This is a genomic window from Paenibacillus ihbetae, assembly GCF_002741055.1.
Taxonomy (GTDB): Bacteria; Bacillota; Bacilli; order Paenibacillales; family Paenibacillaceae; genus Paenibacillus_AQ; species Paenibacillus_AQ ihbetae.
Genome location: NZ_CP016809.1, coordinates 4138182 through 4155724 on the forward strand (window position 1 = coordinate 4138182; position 17543 = coordinate 4155724).

Here is a 17543-nt window from a genome sequence, read left to right on the forward strand (position 1 = left end):
CCATGACGGAAAGGCAATGGGGAACCGGCAGCGAATGGGGAGAGCGTTTAAATGGGGAAGCCGTGAATGCCGTGGACTATGCGGCCGGCGATTCCTCTCCCGAGACGGATCTGCTGAAGCATTTTGCGATGGCGGGCGGCATAACGCATGAAGAGGTATTGTTGCTGTTGGCAGCCCCGGAGGACATCGATGAAGCGCTTCGGGTTTCGGGAATTCGGCACAGCGGAACCATCAGCCCCTCCTTGAACCGGCTGCTTGGATGGAGTGACAGAAACCGGAAGCTTAAGGTCATGAGCCGGACCTCCGTCCCTGAGAGGATAGAGCTCGATATCCGCCAGGGAGCCCAGGGTATCGGGCTGATCCGGGGCGAGGAGGCTCTGCAGCATGGACTGCTCCAGGAAGTATATTCGGCTTGGCTGAAATCGCGGGGAGAGAAGGCTTCCATGCTGAGACGAAGGCTGATTATGCTGTGGACGGCGTATTGGGTATCGGTATTCCAGGCGGCGAACGGGTCAAAATGTGCCGTGAGCCTGCTCGAAGACCCTGCGCTGTCCCACCCGATGGAGAAGCGGGAAGCGCAGGACGCCCAACTGGAGTCGATGTTCCGGGCGTTGGAGCAGTGCGGGGGACAGGGCATGGAATGCCAGCTGGAGCTCCTGGCCGTTCAGCCTGCGCATGCCGATGAATTTATGGATATCCATCATTTTATCGAGGAGGTTGCGGAGCAGACGCTAATGGATCAAAGGCGGTTCGTGCGGATCCGGTACGGAGCCTTGCTGGACGAGCGAACGAACCCGGCTGCGGCAGCGGAAATTGCCCGAATGGCGGATGTGCTCGTGCTTGATATGGAGGGCACCGAGAGCGGAGGGGAGCCGGAATTAACCGAGGATGCGGTGAAGGGCTTTGCGTTTGCTGGGATTATCGAACGGATTCGGCGCATCAAGCCGCAGCTAACGTTAAGAATGAATGGGGCGGGAACCGATGACCTGAAGATGGTTTACCGCCATGGGATCCATGAGGTAAGCTGCAGCTCAGCGGATCTTGCAGCCGTGCGGATTTTGGGGGCGCGGCTGGAGCTGCGCAGAAGATGCTCTTCATCTCAAGCAGCCCCAAACATCCAGGCATCCCAAGGATAAACCGGAATGAGAGCGCTTTACGGTTAGACCCTTATTCGACGTGAGCGATTGCGATGATCGGATGTATTGATCATGCTGTAACGCTGGGGGAGCCTGCTTACGAGTCATCTTTAACGTTCAAAGCTTTCTACGAAGCGTGCTATAACGCTTGAAGCCTTTTGCAGGGACATTCCCGCAGAAGGCTTTTTTTATTGAATTTTTCCTGTTTAATTTTTTTATGATCATCCGGCAAAAACTGGTTTACAAACGGGACATTCGTGAGTATGATATAAGTATAAAGTTGGTTTAGGGAAAATAAATTGTGTAAGATCAAAAATGATTTTCATTCTCATTTAGCATGCTGCTTCGGCTTAGCCGGGGCAGCATGTGCCATTTTTAGGGCATTAATAATGGATCTCATTCTCAACTAGGAAGGTGATTGTAATGGAACTGATGCAAAGTCAAACAGCTGCAAGCATATCTTCAATCGAACATGGAGCTGATCCGCGCGAGCCGCGTCAGCCTGGCAAATGGGATATCCGGAGCCTGCTCTCCAATCCGGAAGTGCTGGCTGCGCTGGGCAGCGGGGTTCTCATGCTGGCGGCCTGGACGGCCGGCCAATGGTCGGAACCGCTGTCCGTTGCGCTGTATGTGATCTCCTACGCGATCGGGGGCTGGGTTAAGGCGAAGGAAGGCGTGCAAACGCTGCTGAAGGAGCGCGATCTCGATGTGAATCTGCTCATGATTGCCGCCGCCATGGGTGCCGCCTCGATCGGCTACTGGAACGAAGGGGCGATGCTGATTTTTATTTTCGCGTTAAGCGGAGCGCTGGAAAGCTACACGACCGAGAGAAGCCGCAAGGACATCTCTTCCTTAATGGAGCTGCAGCCGGAAACGGCGCTTCGTATCGAGAACGGGAACATGGTCTCGGTATCGATCGCTAAGCTTGAGATCGGCGATTTGATTCTGGTTAAACCGGGAGAACTGATTCCGGCGGACGGGAAGGTGTATCGCGGAGGCTCGTCCGTGAATCAGTCGTCCATCACCGGCGAATCGGTTCCGGTCGACAAAGCCGTAGGAGACGAAGTATTTGCAGGAACGCTTAACGGAGAAGGCGTCTTATACATCGAGGTTACGAAGTCGGCGGACGCGACGCTGTTCGCCAAAATCATCCGCCTGGTTGAGGAAGCGGAGAGCGAAGTGCCGGCATCGCAGCGGTTCATCAAGCGGTTCGAGGCGATTTACGCCAGAGTCGTCGTCGTTGTGACGATCGCTCTGATTGCGCTGTCCACACCGCTGTTCGGCTGGGATTTCAGCACGGCTTTTTATAAAGCGATGGTATTTCTTGTCGTTGCTTCCCCTTGCGCCCTGGTATCCTCGATTATGCCGGCGATGCTGTCGGCGATCTCCAACCGGGCCCGCAAAGGCGTGCTGTTCAAGGGTGGTGCGCATATTGAGAATATGGCCCGCACGGCGGTTGTTGCTTTTGACAAGACAGGGACGCTGACGCTGGGAACGCCGAAGGTAACGGATTTCATTGCAGGCGAAGGCTGGGATAAGCGTGAGCTGCTTGGCATCAGCGCATCGATTGAAAAGATGTCGAAGCATCCGCTCGCCATAGCGGTAGTAAAAGCAGCGGAGGAATCGGGCGTGCCGCTGAAGCAGGTAGAGAACAGCCAATCCTTAACGGGATGGGGCATGCAGGGCGAACTGGAGGGCGTCATCTGGAAAATCGGCAAGAGCGATGTGCTGGACGCCGTAACCGATGAAGCCGGGCTTTCCTTGTCTCATCAAGCTTTTGAAGATCAGAATCGCCATCTGTCACAGATTGAACGCCCGAACGGGAAGGCCGGATGGATTGCGCAGCGTCAACGCCTGGAATCCGAGGGCAAGACCGTGTCCGTTATTATGAGAGATGACGAAATTGTCGGCATGATCGCTTTACAGGATGCGGTGAGACCGGAGGCTGCTCTTGCCGTTAAGCGGCTGCAGTCGATGGGGATTCGCGTGGCGATGCTGACCGGAGACCGGAAGGCTACTGCACAGGTTATCGCCCAGCAAACCGGCGTCGATATGGTCTTCTCCGACCTGCTGCCGGAAGATAAGGTCAATCATATCAAAGAGCTGCGTGAGCGTCACGGGCATGTTGTCATGGTCGGCGATGGCGTTAACGATGCGCCTGCATTGGCAACGGCGACCGTCGGCATCGGCATGGGCGTGTCGGGAAGCGGAACGGCGCTGGAAGTCGCGGACGCGGTATTGATGAACGATAATATCGATGAAATTGCAGGTACCGTGAAGGTAGCCCGCCGGGTTCAGCGAATCATAAAGCAAAATATGGTGTTTGCGATCGCGGTCATCCTTACCTTGATTACGGCGAATTTCCTTGAAGGCGTTGCGCTCCCGCTGGGCGTTGTCGGACACGAAGGCAGTACGATTCTCGTCATCTTAAACGGGCTGCGCCTCCTTCGCTCGAGCAACTGAACGCTAGGGAAAAGCATGGCGGAGGGAACCGTACTGCGGCAGCGATATTCCAGATTCGGCTAACGACATGGATGATCGGTTCGCAGGCGACCATCAAATTTTATAGGTAAGGCTGACTTGAAGATTCAAATGATGATGTCAGCATGGACGGATCCCCTTTCTTTTCGATAATTCGAGAAGGAAGGGGATTTTTCATATAATTAATAATTAAGTAAGGTGTAAGGTGTAGAAGATATCGAGTCAATCAAGGAGAGGCGGGAGAGGATGGCGGCGTTCTATGATTCGCCCAGGGGCGAAGCTTACAAGTGGCTGATCGATTACGCGACGGAACGATCGGAAATGTTCATGGTGGCAAGAAGGGGCTTCCTTGAATGCATTGACGGCGAAAATCGATTCACGCTGGCTGGTGAGGGCAATCCGGATTGGATGGAAGGGGCAGGGCGGGTATTTGCACTGCTTGAGCCTTATCTCGTTGAGGAGTACGCGATTACGAGCGAGGAGCATGAACTAAGGATTGAGAGGGATATAACGCCGGATCGGGGAATCGAATATAGTCCGGGGCATTTTATATGTACCGATGCTGCAAGGAATCTGCGGCAGTGTTGAAGGAGGCTGCAACGGCATTCTATGAATGGCAGCACCCACGGCTGCCGGAGGATTTGACGTTTGTGGACCATGCGGGCCGGGAGTTCTTGTTTCAAGTTGCTCACGAACGTATGGGCGGTCTTCAAGTTGAGGAAGACGAAGCCAGAAGGCTTGAGCAAGAGGTACCAGGCTTGTTTTTGTGCCTGCCGGAGCATCGGGAGTTTGAAACGTTTTGGAAAGCAGTTCTGTTTCATCAGCCGCACAGGTTGGAGATTTTCGGATTTGGCATTACGGTAATACCGGAGTCCATTCGTCAGCTGACGGACCTGAGAGAGTTGATGATTCACGAAAGCTATGTGACCCGCCTGCCTGAGGGCCTGTTCGAGCTGAGGAAGCTGGAATCGTTGTCTGTATATACAGCGAATTTGCAGGAAATCCCGGCGGGGATCGGCAAGCTGGGTTCTCTTCGACATTTGACCATCGCATGCGGAAGTTACCATAACTCGGTCGACGTTATTTTGCCTAGGGAGGATGTATCGTTACACCGCATCCCTCCGGAGATCGGGCAGCTGTCACAGCTGGAGAACCTCTGTATTAATTATACGGCGATCGCGGACGTGCCTGCTGAACTGCGGGAGCTTAAGAAGCTCCGGTGGCTGAGCCTGAGCCGAAATTGTTTGGCGAGTGCCCCGGCTGTTATCGATGAACTGCCGCAATTGGAGTATGCCGACCTTGACGATAATTTGTACAATCCACGGTCGATGAATTGGAACTCTTGGTTGTAATCTTTCAAAGGTTTCACAATATTTTCAGCTGGGTTGCATCATGGTCTATTGACATGCGGTCAATATAGAATCATAATAAATATTAATTTATAATGATTATAATTAAGCGTTACATATACAGGAGGGAAACGACATGTATAAATCCGTTATTATAGGTACCGGCCCCGCAGGCCTGACTGCTGCAATCTATTTGGCTCGCGCGAATCTGAGCCCGCTCGTGATCGAGGGGCCTCAACCTGGCGGCCAGCTGACGACAACGACTGAAGTCGAGAACTTCCCGGGCTTCCCTCAAGGCATCATGGGTCCCGAGCTGATGGACAATATGCGCCAGCAGGCTGAACGTTTTGGCGCTGAGTTTCGTACGGGCTGGGTCAACAGCGTAGAGTTCGGCGAGCGTCCGTTCAAGCTGAACGTTGAAGGCTTGGGTGAAGTCGTAACGGAGACGCTGATCATCTCCACAGGCGCAACGGCCAAGTATCTTGGCATTCCGGGCGAGCAGGACAATGTAGGCCGGGGCGTAAGCACCTGCGCAACATGCGACGGCTTCTTTTTCCGCGGAAAGGAAATCGTCGTGGTTGGCGGCGGCGACTCCGCATTGGAGGAAGCGAACTTCCTGACCCGCTTTGCATCCAAGGTGACGCTGGTGCACCGCCGCGATGAGCTGCGTGCATCCAAAATCATGCAGGACCGCGCACGTGCAAACGAGAAGATCGAATGGGCGCTGAACCGCACGCCGCAAGAGATCATTGCGGACGAACAAGGCGTGAAAGGCATTAAAGTGGTGAACAACGAAACGGGCGAGGAAGAGACGATCGAAGCAAGCGGCGTATTCGTGGCCATCGGGCATCATCCGAACACAGGCTTCCTCGGCGGAAGCATCACAACGGATCCGAACGGCTACATCGTAACCACGCCAGGCACGTCCGAAACGAATATTCCAGGCGTATTCGCTTGCGGCGACGTGCAGGACACCCGTTACAGACAAGCGATTACCGCTGCAGGCAGCGGCTGCATGGCGGCAATGGATGCCGAGAAGTACATCGAGAGCTTGGAACATAACGCGGTCGTATTGTAAACTGATAGATAGAAGAAGCAACGAAAATCATAGCATAGAGGAGCTGGATGAACCATGGAAAACGTCATTGTCTACACATCGAATAACTGCCCGCACTGCAAGCAGGTAAAAGGCTTTTTGTCCGAGCAGGGCATCGAATTCGAAGAGCGCAATATCGAACAAAACGAAGAATATGCCCAGCAAGTATGGGACATGGGCGTTCGCGCCGTCCCATTGACCATTATCGGCGAGCACCGCATTCTCGGCATGAACAAGCTTCAGTTCAACAAAGCGTTGAACCCGGAAGGCTAAGCTTGAGCAGCATCAACTAGTGATCGTCTATACGAAGAAAGGCTCTTTCCCACCAAGCGGGGAAGAGCCTTTTTCATGTTGGATTGCCGCACGCGCCTGTCCGAGAAATCCAGCCTCTCATTTGTCAAAGAACAGACTCATGATCAATTGAAACACAATGTACACGCCTACGCCGGAGCCCATGAGGGTGAAGCCGGCTTTTTTCTTGCCCTGAAACAGCCTCATAATGCCAAGACTGAACAGCGGGGCAATCACAAGGAGAAACAGCAGCACGGCAATAAACATTTGCGGGGAAATATCCTCGGTGCTTACATAGGTCATTAGAGCGTTTCCTCTCCCTTTTCTATAACATCACACGCGTCTCATACCGAAACGGTGGTTTAACATGGCAGAACAACATTAATTATAGCGGAAATCGAAAGATTTTACCTTAATCCGCCACGATGGAAATAAGGCAAAATCTAGTCATTTACGTAGCCGGGACCGAAACTCTGACCGGTCCGAGAAATTGGGAAATCGCGGAATAAGCAGCGCCGATCATCGTGGAGCGGCTGCCGAGCTCCGCAAAGCGGATTTCCATCAGCTCTTTGTGATATGGCAGCGTACGCTCAGCAACGACCTGCTTCAATGTGTCCCCGATCCAGGCTCTTGCATCCGACAGCGGTCCCCCGATGATGACCGACTGCGGATTGAACCCGTTTACGAGATTCGTGATGCCGATCCCTAGATAGCGCCCCAGCTCTTGAAAATGGCGGATGGTCTCCGCGTGGCCCTCCTCAGCATGGCGGATCAATGCCGAGGTACGCCTTGCCGGGAGCCGATCGCCCTTGTCATCATATGATTTCTCCGATGCATACAGCTCCCAGCAGCCCCGGTTGCCGCATGAACACGCTTTGCCATCGGCCTCGATCGACATATGCCCGCTCTCCCCGGCATACCCGCGGGCTCCCTTGTACAGCTCGCCGTTAATGATGATGCCCGAGCCGATCCCGCTGCCGGCGCTGATATACAGAAGGTGGCGGGCATCCTGCCCCGCTCCGAACCGCAGCTCGCCTTGGGCGCCTGCATTGGCTTCATTGTCGATGGTTACGGGAAGACCGAGCTCCTCCTCCAGTCGCTGCTGGAGGGGCACCATATCCCAACCGAGGTTGGGAGCGAAGAGGACGGTGCCGTTGCCGTCCACCATGCCCGGTACGCCGACACCGATGCCGATGATGCCGTACGGCGAGGGCGGAGCCAGCTGCATAAGCTCCTTGATCATGGCAATCATGCGCTGCGTAACGGATTCAACATCATGCTCTATGAGCGAGTCGTCTGCTTCTGCCGTTATGTTGCCTTCAAGGTCCGTCAGCACGCCCGTCATTTGGTTGACGCGCAGCTCAACGCCAACCGCGTAGCCGGCTTGGCCGTTAAAGAGAAGCAACTGGGGCTTTCGGCCGCCGCTGGACTCTCCCGGGCCGATTTCCTGAAGCAGATGGTGGGCCGCCAGCTCCTGAACCAGGTTGGAGACGGTCGCTTTATTCAGCCCCGTCAGCGCAGATACCTTGGCACGGGACACGGGAGCATGCCGGCGAATCGTTTCGAGAATGATTGATCGGTTTATTTTCTTGACCAGAGCCTGGTCACCGGTAATTTTGGTCATAGATATATTCATCCTTTTAGCTTGCTGACTGAGACTAGATATGCTCATAGTCTAGGCGTAAAGGCCGGAAAATGCAACAGGTCGAGGAGGAGCGGGGGACCAAGGGCCCTGTTGAACGGAAGTGCCTTGGAAGGGCAGACGCGCGGCTGAAAGGACAAGTCTGCCAACACGGGCAAGCCGGTTGCAAATTACTTTGTTTAACCAATAGACAAAGTCTGCTCGACTGTGATAGGATATCCCTGTAAGCGTTAACCACACCTTATCAAGGTATAGGAGGACTCAATCAATGGCTTATTTTAATAACATCGGCAAAGTAGAGTATGAAGGAAGCAAATCGACCAATCCTTATGCTTTTAAATTTTATAATCCGACTGAAGTGGTAGCCGGCAAAACGATGGAAGAGCATTTGCGTTTCGCCATGGCTTACTGGCATACATTAACCGCTGGCGGCTCCGATCCGTTCGGCGCAGACACCGCCGTTCGCCCTTGGGGCCATTACTCCGGCATGGACCTTGCAAAAGCCCGCGTAGAAGCCGGCTTCGAGTTCATGGAGAAATTGAATCTGCCTTACTTCTGCTTCCACGATGTGGATATTGCTCCTGAAGGCAGCAGCCTGCGCGAGTTCTACAGCAACATCGACACGATTGTCGATTCTATTGAAGAGCACATGAAATCTACCGGCAAGAAGCTGCTGTGGAACACGGCGAACATGTTCACGAACCCGCGCTTCATGCATGGCGCAGGCACGACCTGCAATGCGGACGTATATGCCCATGCCGCTGCACAGATCAAGAAGGGCCTTGAAGTGGGCAAGCGTCTCGGCGCTGAGAACTACGTGTTCTGGGGCGGCCGCGAAGGCTATGAAACCCTGCTGAACACCGACATGGCGCTTGAGCTGGATAATCTGGCCCGCCTGTTCCACATGGCTGTCGATTATGCTAAGGAAATCGGCTTTGACGCCCAGTTCCTGATCGAGCCGAAGCCGAAAGAGCCGACCAAGCATCAATATGACTTCGATGCCGCAACAACGATTGCGTTCCTGCAAAAATACGGCCTCGATAAGCACTTCAAGCTGAATCTTGAAGCTAACCATGCAACGCTGGCCGGACACACGTTCGAGCATGAGCTTCGCGTAGCGCGCATCAACGGCATGCTCGGCTCCCTCGACGCGAACCAAGGCGATATGCTGATCGGATGGGATACCGACGAATTCCCGGTAAACATCTACGATGCTACCCTGACCTTGTACGAAGTGCTGATGAACGGCGGCCTTGGCCGCGGCGGCGTGAACTTCGACGCGAAGGTTCGCCGTCCGTCCTTCGAGCCTGAGGATCTGTTCCTCGCCCATATCGCTGGTATGGACACTTATGCCAAAGGCCTTAAAGTGGCAGCGAAGCTGATCGAAGACCGCGTATTCGAGGACTTCATCGAGAAGCGCTACAGCAGCTTTAAGGAAGGCATCGGGGCAGACGTTGTGGCAGGCAAGGCGACGCTGGCTTCCTTGGCCGAATACGCCCTGAACAACGAATCCCCTCGTAAAAATGAGTCCGGACGCCAAGAAATGCTTAAAGCGATCCTGAACCAGTACATTCTTGCGAACTAATTTATCGAACAGCTTGATATGCCTGTACCATGAAATTCAAACCTTCACCGGCTCCTTCCAAGGAAGCCGGTGTACTTATTTCACAACCTTGAAACGTTTGAAGCTATTCCAGCTGAACATGATCACAGGATTGATGTTCACAATGAACCGTTAGGAGGAAGCAGATGAGTTACGTGATCGGAGTTGATTTGGGCACCAGTGCGGTGAAGACGGTACTGGTAGACCGCAGCGGCAATGTTGTCGCCGAGCATTCGGAGTCGTATCCGCTAAGTCAGCCGAAGCCCGGCTACAGCGAGCAGCGTCCTGAAGATTGGGTAGATAAAACCCTGCTGTCCCTGCGTCTCTTGCTTGAAGAATCGAAGATATCCGCTTCGGAAGTGGAGGGACTTAGCTTTTCCGGCCAGATGCACGGACTGGTGCTGGTAGACGGCAACGGCGCCGTGCTGCGCCCAGCCATCCTGTGGAACGATACCCGTACGACGGCACAGTGCCGCCGCATTGAAGATACGCTTCAGGAGAAGCTGCTCGGCATCGCCCGCAACCGTGCGTTGGAAGGCTTCACGCTGCCGAAGATATTATGGGTGCAGGAGAACGAGCCGGAGCTGCTGAAGCAGGCTGCCCTGTTCCTGCTGCCGAAGGACTATGTCCGCTACCGGTTGACCGGGGAGTACGCGATGGATTATTCCGATGCCGCAGGAACGCTGCTGCTGGATGTCGCGGCGAAATCATGGAGCACCGACATTCTCGATGCCTTCGATCTTCCGCATTCCATTTGTCCTCCGCTCGTCGAGTCGTTTGATCTGTGCGGGACGCTGCTGCCGGAGATTGCACGGGAATCCGGTCTGCTGCCGGAGACGAAGGTATTTGCAGGCGGTGCCGACAATGCCTGCGGCGCGATCGGAGCCGGCATTCTGTCCGAGGGACAGACGATGTGCAGCATCGGCACATCCGGTGTGGTGCTCTCCTATGAGGAGCGAAGAGAGGTGGATTTCGAAGGCAAGGTCCACTTCTTCAATCACAGCGAGAAAGACGCTTACTACATTATGGGAGTGACGCTGGCTGCTGGATACAGCCTGACCTGGTTCAAAGATACGTTTGCACCGGACGTCTCCTTCGATGAGCTGCTAAGCGGAATCGGCGACATTCCGGCCGGCAGCGGCGGTCTGCTGTTCACACCTTACATTGTGGGCGAACGGACGCCGCATCCGGATGCGGATATCCGAGGCAGCTTCATCGGCATGGATGCAGGGCACAAGCTTCCGCATTTTGCGCGTTCGGTGCTGGAAGGGATCACGTTCTCGCTTCGTGAATCGATCGATATTTTGCGGGCGTCGGGCAAGCGAATCGACCGCGTCATTTCCATCGGCGGCGGGGCGAAGAACGAGGATTGGCTGCAAATGCAGGCGGATGTGTTCAATGCCGAAATCGTGAAGCTGGAGAGCGAGCAGGGGCCTGCAATGGGCGCCGCCATGCTTGCGGCATACGGTTCCGGCTGGTTCCCGAGCCTGCAGGCATGTGCGAAAGAATTTTTGCGCGAAGCCCGTACTTATGCGCCGAATCCGGACACGGCACAGCAGTATGAGAAGCTGTTCGGCTTGTATCAAACGGTGTATGGCGCTACCCGGGAACTGGGCAAGGGTTTGGCCGAGTTTCGCGGATAATGGAATGAAATGTAAGGCAGGCAAGGGGGAAGGATCCCTTTGCCTGCTTTTTTATATTCTAAGTCCGCGGTTTCGTCAATTGTGAACCATTCGTTGCATTGTGGCTTACCGGGGTTTATGATGGCCCGAGAGGTGTATATAAGGAAGGGGAGGCATAATCGATGCAGCTGACTGATATATTGAAGCGTGAAAAGCTGGTGGCGATTGTAAGGGGAATTACGAAGGAGCAGGCACGAATCATCGGCGAAGGGCTGACCCGGGGCGGCGTTCGGCTCATGGAAGTAACGATGAACACGGACGGGGCCCTGGATATGATCTCCGATTGGCGCGGCCGTTACGACGGTACCGCGTATGTCGGCGCCGGTACGGTGCTGGACGTGGACATGGCGAAGGAGGCCGTCGCTGCCGGAGCCCAGTTTCTCATTTCGCCGAATACGGATCTTGCCGTGATCGAGTATGCGTTGGAGCGGGGCATCGACATATGGCCGGGGGCGATGACGCCGACGGAGATCGTAGCCGCCTATTCGGCTGGGGCGGAAATTATCAAGCTGTTTCCGATGGCAAGCCTCGGGCTTGCTTACCTGAAGGAGCTGCAGGGTCCGCTGAATCATATTCCGCTGCTTGCGACCGGAGGAGTCACGCTGGATAATCTTCAGGACTATTTTGCAGCAGGGGCGGCAGCGGTCGGACTCGGAAGCGCTCTGATTCCGAAGGAGGCACTGTTGACCAAGGATGTCGAGACGATGGCGGAGCGGGCACAAGCTTTTGTTGACCGCCTGAAGCAGGTTTAACGTACGGCGGTTCATGAGTAGGCAGATTGCAATTTTTTCATTAGCCAAGAGGCTTTCCCTCGATCCATAGGACAAGCGACAGAAAGATCATGGCTGCGCACCCACTATTTTGTGGATGTTCATTCGGAAGCTAGAGCTACTCATTAAACAGGTAACAGTTCTGGCATCTTTTTGTAGCTTCCTACATAAGGAATATATAGACAAGTTATGGTATTATTTAGATAGCTTGGTAATATGGCGTTTCAGCGGAGTGCTTATACTACATAGAACCTGCAGCCGATGCTGAGAAGCGATGGTAAATTCCAAGACATGGGGAGGAGCGAATAAAGTGAAATCGAATTCAACCGGAAAGAGGAAGGCACATGTCAAAAAGACCGTGGCGGCTGTCACGGCAATGTTATGCATGGCTCAGCCGGCCTGGGCGGCATCGGCTACGACCAGCAGCACGCCTGCTGCAGAATCCGTTACCGTAAACAGCAATGACGGCAGCATCAGCGTGACCGACAACGAAATTCCGAAAGGCGCCAAAATTTCGTCCAAGAAAGCGGAAGAAATTATCCGGAATGCGTTTCCGATCCTGAAGAATGTCAAAGTCACAAACGCTCAATTTTCGGAAACGGATAATTTTGGGGGCAACACGCTTTCGTGGGACTTGCAATTATCGATTACGAGAGGGTACTCGAGTATTGGATTCAGCGCACAGGTCAATGCCGTTACCGGGGAGATCATGAATGTGCATATTCCGAACGGGTTGAGAGACGACACCGACAAGCCCGTATTGACGCGAGAAGCCGCCAAGGAGAAGGCGCTGCAGTGGATCAAAACGCACACCTCCGACGTCAAAGTGGAGGACTTGAAGGAAAATAACGGCTATTTGGGAATGCAAGCCGCCTTGTTCACGCCGCCGGTATTCGCTTTTTATTTCCAATCGACCGTGAACGGCATCGAATCCGACCTGAACAGCATCAATATTTCCTTGGACGGACAGGGCAATGTCACCAGCTATAACCGCAGCTACAGCAATCAGAAATATCCTTCGGCGACGCCTAAGCTAGACGCGAACGCGATCCGCAAGCTCTACGAGGAGCAGTTCTCGGTCGACTTGGCCTACGTGCCGGAAAATAGGGATAATAGCAATGGGAAGAGCAAATATTTTCTGGGGTACATACCGAACGAGCAGGCGGGATCGTACCTGGATGCGGATTCGGGCAAGCCGATCGGCTACATGGGGATTGAAACCGAGATTATCCCGGTAGAGGATGGACGCATCCCGGCGGCGAAGGAGACCTTCAAGCCGCGTCAGGGCACGTTCTCCGGAGGAAATGATGCCGCTGAGTGGGTGAAGAGCCTCATCCCGGTTCCGTCCGGCATGAAGCTGGAGGCGAAGTCGCTGGGCAACCGGTGGAATAACCCCGAGGTGCGTACATGGAATATCCGATGGATGGAAGAGAAAGGCGCTCCTTACGGAGCGGGGGAAATGGTTTCGGCCGAGGTCGATGCCAAGACCGGTCAATTATATTCCTACATGAGATACCGCTATGATGTTTTTGAAGCAGCGGAAGTGAAGCAGCCGATCTCGCAGCAGGCCGCATTGAACCAGGCATATGAGGTGGTATCGAAGCTGGTGCCGAACGCGTCTGAGGAGTGGAGGCTGACCATGGCGGAGGGGCCGTCCAAAGGGAGCAAGAGAGGCTCTTATCAATTCAACTTCCAGCGTTATGTCGGCGATATTCGGATTATGGGCGATTCGATCAGCCTCGCCATTGATCTGAACGGTCAAATACAGAACTTTAGTCTGAATGCGGCCGCCAACCTGTCCGAGCTGAAGGCGGATGCCAAGCCGGCCGTAACGCCGGAGCAGGCCAAAGCGAAGTATTTGGGCGAAATCGAGCTTAACCTGAAGTATGCCTATTACGGCGGCTACCGGACGATTGCCGGTGAAATGGAAGAGCCGACCATCAAGCTGGTCTATTATCCATCACATAAGCAGCAGAAGGAATATTACGGCGGGATCCATCTGCCATTGGATGCAGCAACCGGAAAGTGGCGGAATTTTGTACCGGAAATCGGAACAAAGGACGTTCCGGCCGTGACGGACATTGAAGGCCATGCGTCGGAGCAGGCGCTGCAAGAGCTGGTGAAGTTCCGGGTGCTGGAGCCGGACAAGGACGGTAAAGTATATCCGGATCGCCAGATAACGCTCGGGGAATGGTACCAGCTGGTCGCGGCTTCCGTCAACCCGTCGTATAAGGATATGTACAATAGCACCGTCGACCCTTATGCCGGGCTGCAGCCGGACCATCCGTATTACCCGGCCATTCAAGTGATGGTAGGGCAAAACTGGCTGTCCTACGATCCTGAAGGCACGCTGCCGTTGGATCGCAAGCTGACCCGGGATGAGCTCGCAGGCTCGCTGACCCGCATTCTTAACTACGAGAAGCTGTCAAAAGTATTCAGCCTTCCTACCGATGTGCTGGGCGTATCGGACGCGCAGGCGATCACCAATAAAGGAGCAGCCCTGATCTCCATGAAGCTGGGTCTGCTGCCGGCTGTTGACGGCAAGTTCCTGCCTCAGCGCGAGGTGACCCGAGCAGAAGCGGCTGAAGTACTGGTTGCCCTCTCGAAGCTATCGGGCCGCAGCGATTCCTTCATGTCCACGTATTATTGGTAAGCTTCGGTATTCGTGCTTGATCGACATAATTATAATCCTTAAACGTTGAGAAAATATGGTACAATGTAGGTGTTTAGGGATTAGGTAGATGAAGGGCGGGTATACCGATGAAACGAGGCCGATCAACGATTGCCAAATTATTGATTGCAGGGAGTTTAGCCGTGACCGTGGCCGCTGTCCCCGAGCCGGCTAACCTTATAGATGTGTATGCTACTTCGAACAAACCGGTCATCAAGTCGGTCGGCGCCATCCAGGAGAAGCTGCTGGAGGCTATGAATGACAGAGAATCCACCGTGCGGTTTGCTTATCAAGGGGAAACCAAGTCGCTGAAGACCCAGCTGAAGGATGCGCTTGACCAGGCGATGGCCAGCGATCCGTATATCCACTACACCATTGCAAGCTATAGCTACGACTATCGCGGAACAGCCAGCGCAGCGGATGTGACGGTCCAGTTAAGCTATCGCGAGACTGCGGAGCAGACCCGATATGTCGATATGCGTTCTGCCGCGATATTGAAGAGCATCATCAAGGCAGGGATGAATGATCATGAGAAGGTGAAGGCCATCCATGATTGGGTCGTCCTGAATTTGAAATATGATACGACCCTAACGAAGTATACCGCTTACGACGGACTATACACGGGCAGTACGGTATGCCAGGGCTACTCCTTGCTGACCCATAAGCTGCTTAAAGGGGCCGGTATTGAGAATAAGATCGTGGAAGGTACGGCGTATTCCCCGGATAATCCGAAAGGTCAGCTCCATGCATGGAATCTCGTGCTACTGGACGGCAAGTGGTACCACATGGACACGACGTGGGACGACCCGGTCCCGGACCGCCCAAACGAGGTGTCCTACACGTATTACCTTCGGACAGATAAGCAGATGGGCCGGGATCATACTTGGGTGAAGTCCTACCCGAAAGCGGACACTCTCTACCGGGATACCTTGACGTCGCTTACACGCAAGGATCGGGCGAAAGCGGCCGTCTATAAAGCGATCAAACAGGATCTGGAATATCATCTTTACGATGCAGGTTCCATTGTCAGATCCTATAAGCAGCTGCAGCCTCTCGTGAAGGAGGCCCAGGCTGCGAAGAGCCGTAAGCTGGTGTTCCGATACGACGGCAGCGAAAGCGAGCTTGTTCAGACGCTCCAGCAATTACAGCTGAAGAACAATCTGGGCTCGATCAAATATTATCACAGCACATTCGAGGATACGGATGATTTGAGAGTGCAGATCGCTTGGTAGATGGTAGTGAGCGCTCGATACAAGCGAGTTAAACCCAACGTATTCGAATAATGAAGAAGGGGCGGTCCCCCGTAGATCTTACTCTACGGGGGACCGCCCCTTTGTATGCCGTCGTGACATTTGATATGCTCATTCCCTTATGGGCCGGACAAGAGAGATTCAAAATCGCGAAACGGCCGATTTCTTCGCACTGCCTTATTTGGAATCGGTGCTTAAGTCGGATTCCTGCAGCGGTACGATACGGCTCTTCTTAAAGAGCTTATAGCCGAACCAGATGGCCAGGAAGAGCGGGATGCTTACATAGGTGGCAATGATGGTCAGCCAGTCGATATCTCCGCTGAAATTCCCTTGGCCGATAATGGCAACAAGACAGAGCAGGAAGGCGAAGAGCGGTCCAAACGGGAACCAGCGTGCCCGGAACGGCAGATCCTTCAGATCATGTCCTTGCGCGATATACGCCTTGCGGAACCGGTAATGGCTGACGGCAATCGCGAGCCAGTTGATGAAGCCGCACATCCCCGAGGCGTTCAGAAGCCACACATACACAACCCCGTCCCCGAAGAAGGAGGCCAGGAAAGCGAGCATTCCGACTGCGGTCGTCACGATCAGGGCCGCCACGGGAACGCCGCGGCTGTTCAGCCGGCTGAGCCACTTCGGTGCCATGCCTTGCTTCGCCATGGAATAGAGAACGCGGGTGGAGGCGTACATGCCCGAGTTGCCGGCCGACAGGACGGAGCTGAGAATGACGGCATTCATGACGGAAGCGGAGAAGGCAAGCCCGGCACGTTCGAACACGAGCGTGAATGGACTGACTCCGATATTATCGACGCCGGATTGAAGCAGGCTCGGATGCGTATACGGAATCAGCATGCCGATAACGAAAATCGCGAAAATATAAAAGATCAGAATGCGCCAAAATACTTGGCGGATAGCCCTCGGCACATGCTTTCTCGGATTTTCGCTTTCTCCAGCGGCAACCCCGATCAGCTCGGTTCCCTGGAAGGAGAAGCCGGCTGCCATAAATACGCCCACCAGGGCGAAGAAGCCGCCGTGCACAGGACCGCCGTCCATCGTAAAGTTCGAGAAGCCGACGGTTTTTCCGCCGAGAATGCCGGCGATCATCAGGATGCCGATAATCAGGAAGATGATGACGGTTGCGACCTTAATGATCGCAAACCAATATTCCGATTCGCCGTAGCCTTTGCTCGACAGATAGTTCAGGCCGAACATGATGGCCAGAAACAGAAGACTCCACAGGAAGGACGGACTGTCCGGGAACCAAAATTTAATAATCACGGTAGCTGCCGCAAGTTCAGCGGCAATGGTAACCGCCCAGTTGTACCAGAAGTTCCAGCCGACGGCAAAGCCGAAGGCGGGGCTGACGAACCGGGAGGCGTATGTGCTAAACGAGCCGGCATCCGGCAAATACGTGGCCAGCTCGCCCAAGCTGGTCATCAGGAAGTAAACCATCAGGCCGACGGCGGCATATGCAATGAGTGCTCCGCCGGGACCGGCGGAGGATATTGCGGTTCCGCTAGCCAGGAACAGGCCGGTGCCGATGGATCCGCCTAGGGCGATCATCGTCATATG

Annotated in this window: 14 protein-coding genes; 11 read left to right on the forward strand and 3 right to left on the reverse strand. The window is 54.3% G+C overall.

All coding sequences use genetic code 11. From position 1 onward, the window contains the following. The first annotated feature begins 2 nt into the window (after positions 1–2). From BBD41_RS18325 to BBD41_RS18345, 6 genes are all read left to right on the forward strand, one after another. Positions 3–1136 carry a PEP-utilizing enzyme, TIM barrel domain protein gene (locus BBD41_RS18325; protein ID WP_099478408.1) on the forward strand — a complete coding sequence of 378 codons (1134 nt, stop codon included), beginning with the start codon at positions 3–5 and terminating at the stop codon, positions 1134–1136. 423 nt (positions 1137–1559) lie between these two features. Further along, positions 1560–3599, forward strand: a complete 2040-nt coding sequence (locus tag BBD41_RS18330) for a heavy metal translocating P-type ATPase (protein ID WP_099478409.1) — start codon at positions 1560–1562, stop codon at positions 3597–3599. Positions 3600–3863: 264 nt separating this feature from the next. Beyond that, positions 3864–4205 (forward strand): hypothetical protein, encoded by a 342-nt coding sequence (locus BBD41_RS30330; protein ID WP_237086833.1) that lies wholly within the window; start codon positions 3864–3866, stop codon positions 4203–4205. Beyond that, the gene (locus BBD41_RS18335; RefSeq protein WP_237086835.1) at positions 4199–4969 is read left to right on the forward strand and encodes a leucine-rich repeat domain-containing protein; all 771 of its coding nucleotides are present in this window, start codon (positions 4199–4201) and stop codon (positions 4967–4969) included. The genes BBD41_RS30330 and BBD41_RS18335 overlap by 7 nt, the downstream gene beginning before the upstream one ends. Before the next feature lie 133 nt (positions 4970–5102). After that, on the forward strand, positions 5103–6044 hold the full coding sequence (trxB, locus tag BBD41_RS18340) for a thioredoxin-disulfide reductase (protein WP_099478410.1): 942 nt from the start codon (positions 5103–5105) through the stop codon (positions 6042–6044). 54 nt (positions 6045–6098) lie between these two features. Next, the gene (locus BBD41_RS18345; RefSeq protein ID WP_007131704.1) at positions 6099–6335 is read left to right on the forward strand and encodes a glutaredoxin family protein; all 237 of its coding nucleotides are present in this window, start codon (positions 6099–6101) and stop codon (positions 6333–6335) included. Between the two features lie 117 nt (positions 6336–6452). Here the strand turns inward: BBD41_RS18345 and BBD41_RS18350 are convergent, their stop codons facing one another. Together BBD41_RS18350 and BBD41_RS18355 are read right to left on the reverse strand one after the other, a co-directional pair. Continuing rightward, a complete protein-coding gene (locus BBD41_RS18350; RefSeq protein ID WP_077568187.1) occupies positions 6453–6656 on the reverse strand; it encodes a hypothetical protein in 204 nt (67 codons plus the stop codon). A gap of 148 nt (positions 6657–6804) precedes the next feature. Next, complete coding sequence (locus BBD41_RS18355; RefSeq protein WP_077568186.1) at positions 6805–7977, reverse strand: ROK family protein; 1173 nt, start codon at positions 7975–7977, stop codon at positions 6805–6807. Between the two features lie 286 nt (positions 7978–8263). On the opposite strand from BBD41_RS18355, the gene xylA reads away from it, so the two are divergent. The 5 genes from xylA (at position 8264) to BBD41_RS18380 (ending at position 15953) form a co-directional block, all read left to right on the forward strand. Next, positions 8264–9580: a xylose isomerase gene (gene xylA / locus BBD41_RS18360; protein ID WP_077568185.1), complete on the forward strand. Its 1317-nt coding sequence runs from the start codon at positions 8264–8266 to the stop codon at positions 9578–9580. A 164-nt stretch (positions 9581–9744) separates the two neighbouring features. Then, entirely contained in the window at positions 9745–11241 is a 1497-nt protein-coding gene (xylB, locus tag BBD41_RS18365; RefSeq protein ID WP_099478411.1) for a xylulokinase, read from the forward strand. Between the two features lie 161 nt (positions 11242–11402). Continuing rightward, complete coding sequence (locus tag BBD41_RS18370; protein WP_077568183.1) at positions 11403–12032, forward strand: bifunctional 4-hydroxy-2-oxoglutarate aldolase/2-dehydro-3-deoxy-phosphogluconate aldolase; 630 nt, start codon at positions 11403–11405, stop codon at positions 12030–12032. A gap of 328 nt (positions 12033–12360) precedes the next feature. After that, positions 12361–14703, forward strand: coding sequence for a YcdB/YcdC domain-containing protein (locus tag BBD41_RS18375; protein ID WP_099478412.1), 2343 nt, complete (start codon positions 12361–12363; stop codon positions 14701–14703). Positions 14704–14810: 107 nt separating this feature from the next. Then, the gene (locus BBD41_RS18380; RefSeq protein WP_099478413.1) at positions 14811–15953 is read left to right on the forward strand and encodes a transglutaminase domain-containing protein; all 1143 of its coding nucleotides are present in this window, start codon (positions 14811–14813) and stop codon (positions 15951–15953) included. A 195-nt stretch (positions 15954–16148) separates the two neighbouring features. Here BBD41_RS18380 and BBD41_RS18385 read toward each other — a convergent pair whose 3' ends face one another. Then, on the reverse strand, positions 16149–17540 hold the full coding sequence (locus BBD41_RS18385; RefSeq protein ID WP_237087117.1) for an amino acid permease: 1392 nt from the start codon (positions 17538–17540) through the stop codon (positions 16149–16151). Positions 17541–17543: the final 3 nt, after the last annotated feature.

What these genes read in the sequence shown, in the direction of transcription:
- xylA (WP_077568185.1), top strand. Translation starts at nt 8,264, where the DNA reads ATGGCTTATTTTAATAACATCGGCAAAGTAGAGTATGAAGGAAGCAAA.
- BBD41_RS18370 (WP_077568183.1), top strand. Translation starts at nt 11,403, where the DNA reads ATGCAGCTGACTGATATATTGAAGCGTGAAAAGCTGGTGGCGATTGTA.
- BBD41_RS18345 (WP_007131704.1), top strand. Translation starts at nt 6,099, where the DNA reads ATGGAAAACGTCATTGTCTACACATCGAATAACTGCCCGCACTGCAAG.
- trxB (WP_099478410.1), top strand. Translation starts at nt 5,103, where the DNA reads ATGTATAAATCCGTTATTATAGGTACCGGCCCCGCAGGCCTGACTGCT.
- BBD41_RS18385 (WP_237087117.1), bottom strand. Translation starts at nt 17,540, where the DNA reads ATGACGATGATCGCCCTAGGCGGATCCATCGGCACCGGCCTGTTCCTG.
- xylB (WP_099478411.1), top strand. Translation starts at nt 9,745, where the DNA reads ATGAGTTACGTGATCGGAGTTGATTTGGGCACCAGTGCGGTGAAGACG.
- BBD41_RS18380 (WP_099478413.1), top strand. Translation starts at nt 14,811, where the DNA reads ATGAAACGAGGCCGATCAACGATTGCCAAATTATTGATTGCAGGGAGT.
- BBD41_RS18350 (WP_077568187.1), bottom strand. Translation starts at nt 6,656, where the DNA reads ATGACCTATGTAAGCACCGAGGATATTTCCCCGCAAATGTTTATTGCC.
- BBD41_RS18325 (WP_099478408.1), top strand. Translation starts at nt 3, where the DNA reads ATGACGGAAAGGCAATGGGGAACCGGCAGCGAATGGGGAGAGCGTTTA.
- BBD41_RS30330 (WP_237086833.1), top strand. Translation starts at nt 3,864, where the DNA reads ATGGCGGCGTTCTATGATTCGCCCAGGGGCGAAGCTTACAAGTGGCTG.
- BBD41_RS18355 (WP_077568186.1), bottom strand. Translation starts at nt 7,977, where the DNA reads ATGACCAAAATTACCGGTGACCAGGCTCTGGTCAAGAAAATAAACCGA.
- BBD41_RS18330 (WP_099478409.1), top strand. Translation starts at nt 1,560, where the DNA reads ATGGAACTGATGCAAAGTCAAACAGCTGCAAGCATATCTTCAATCGAA.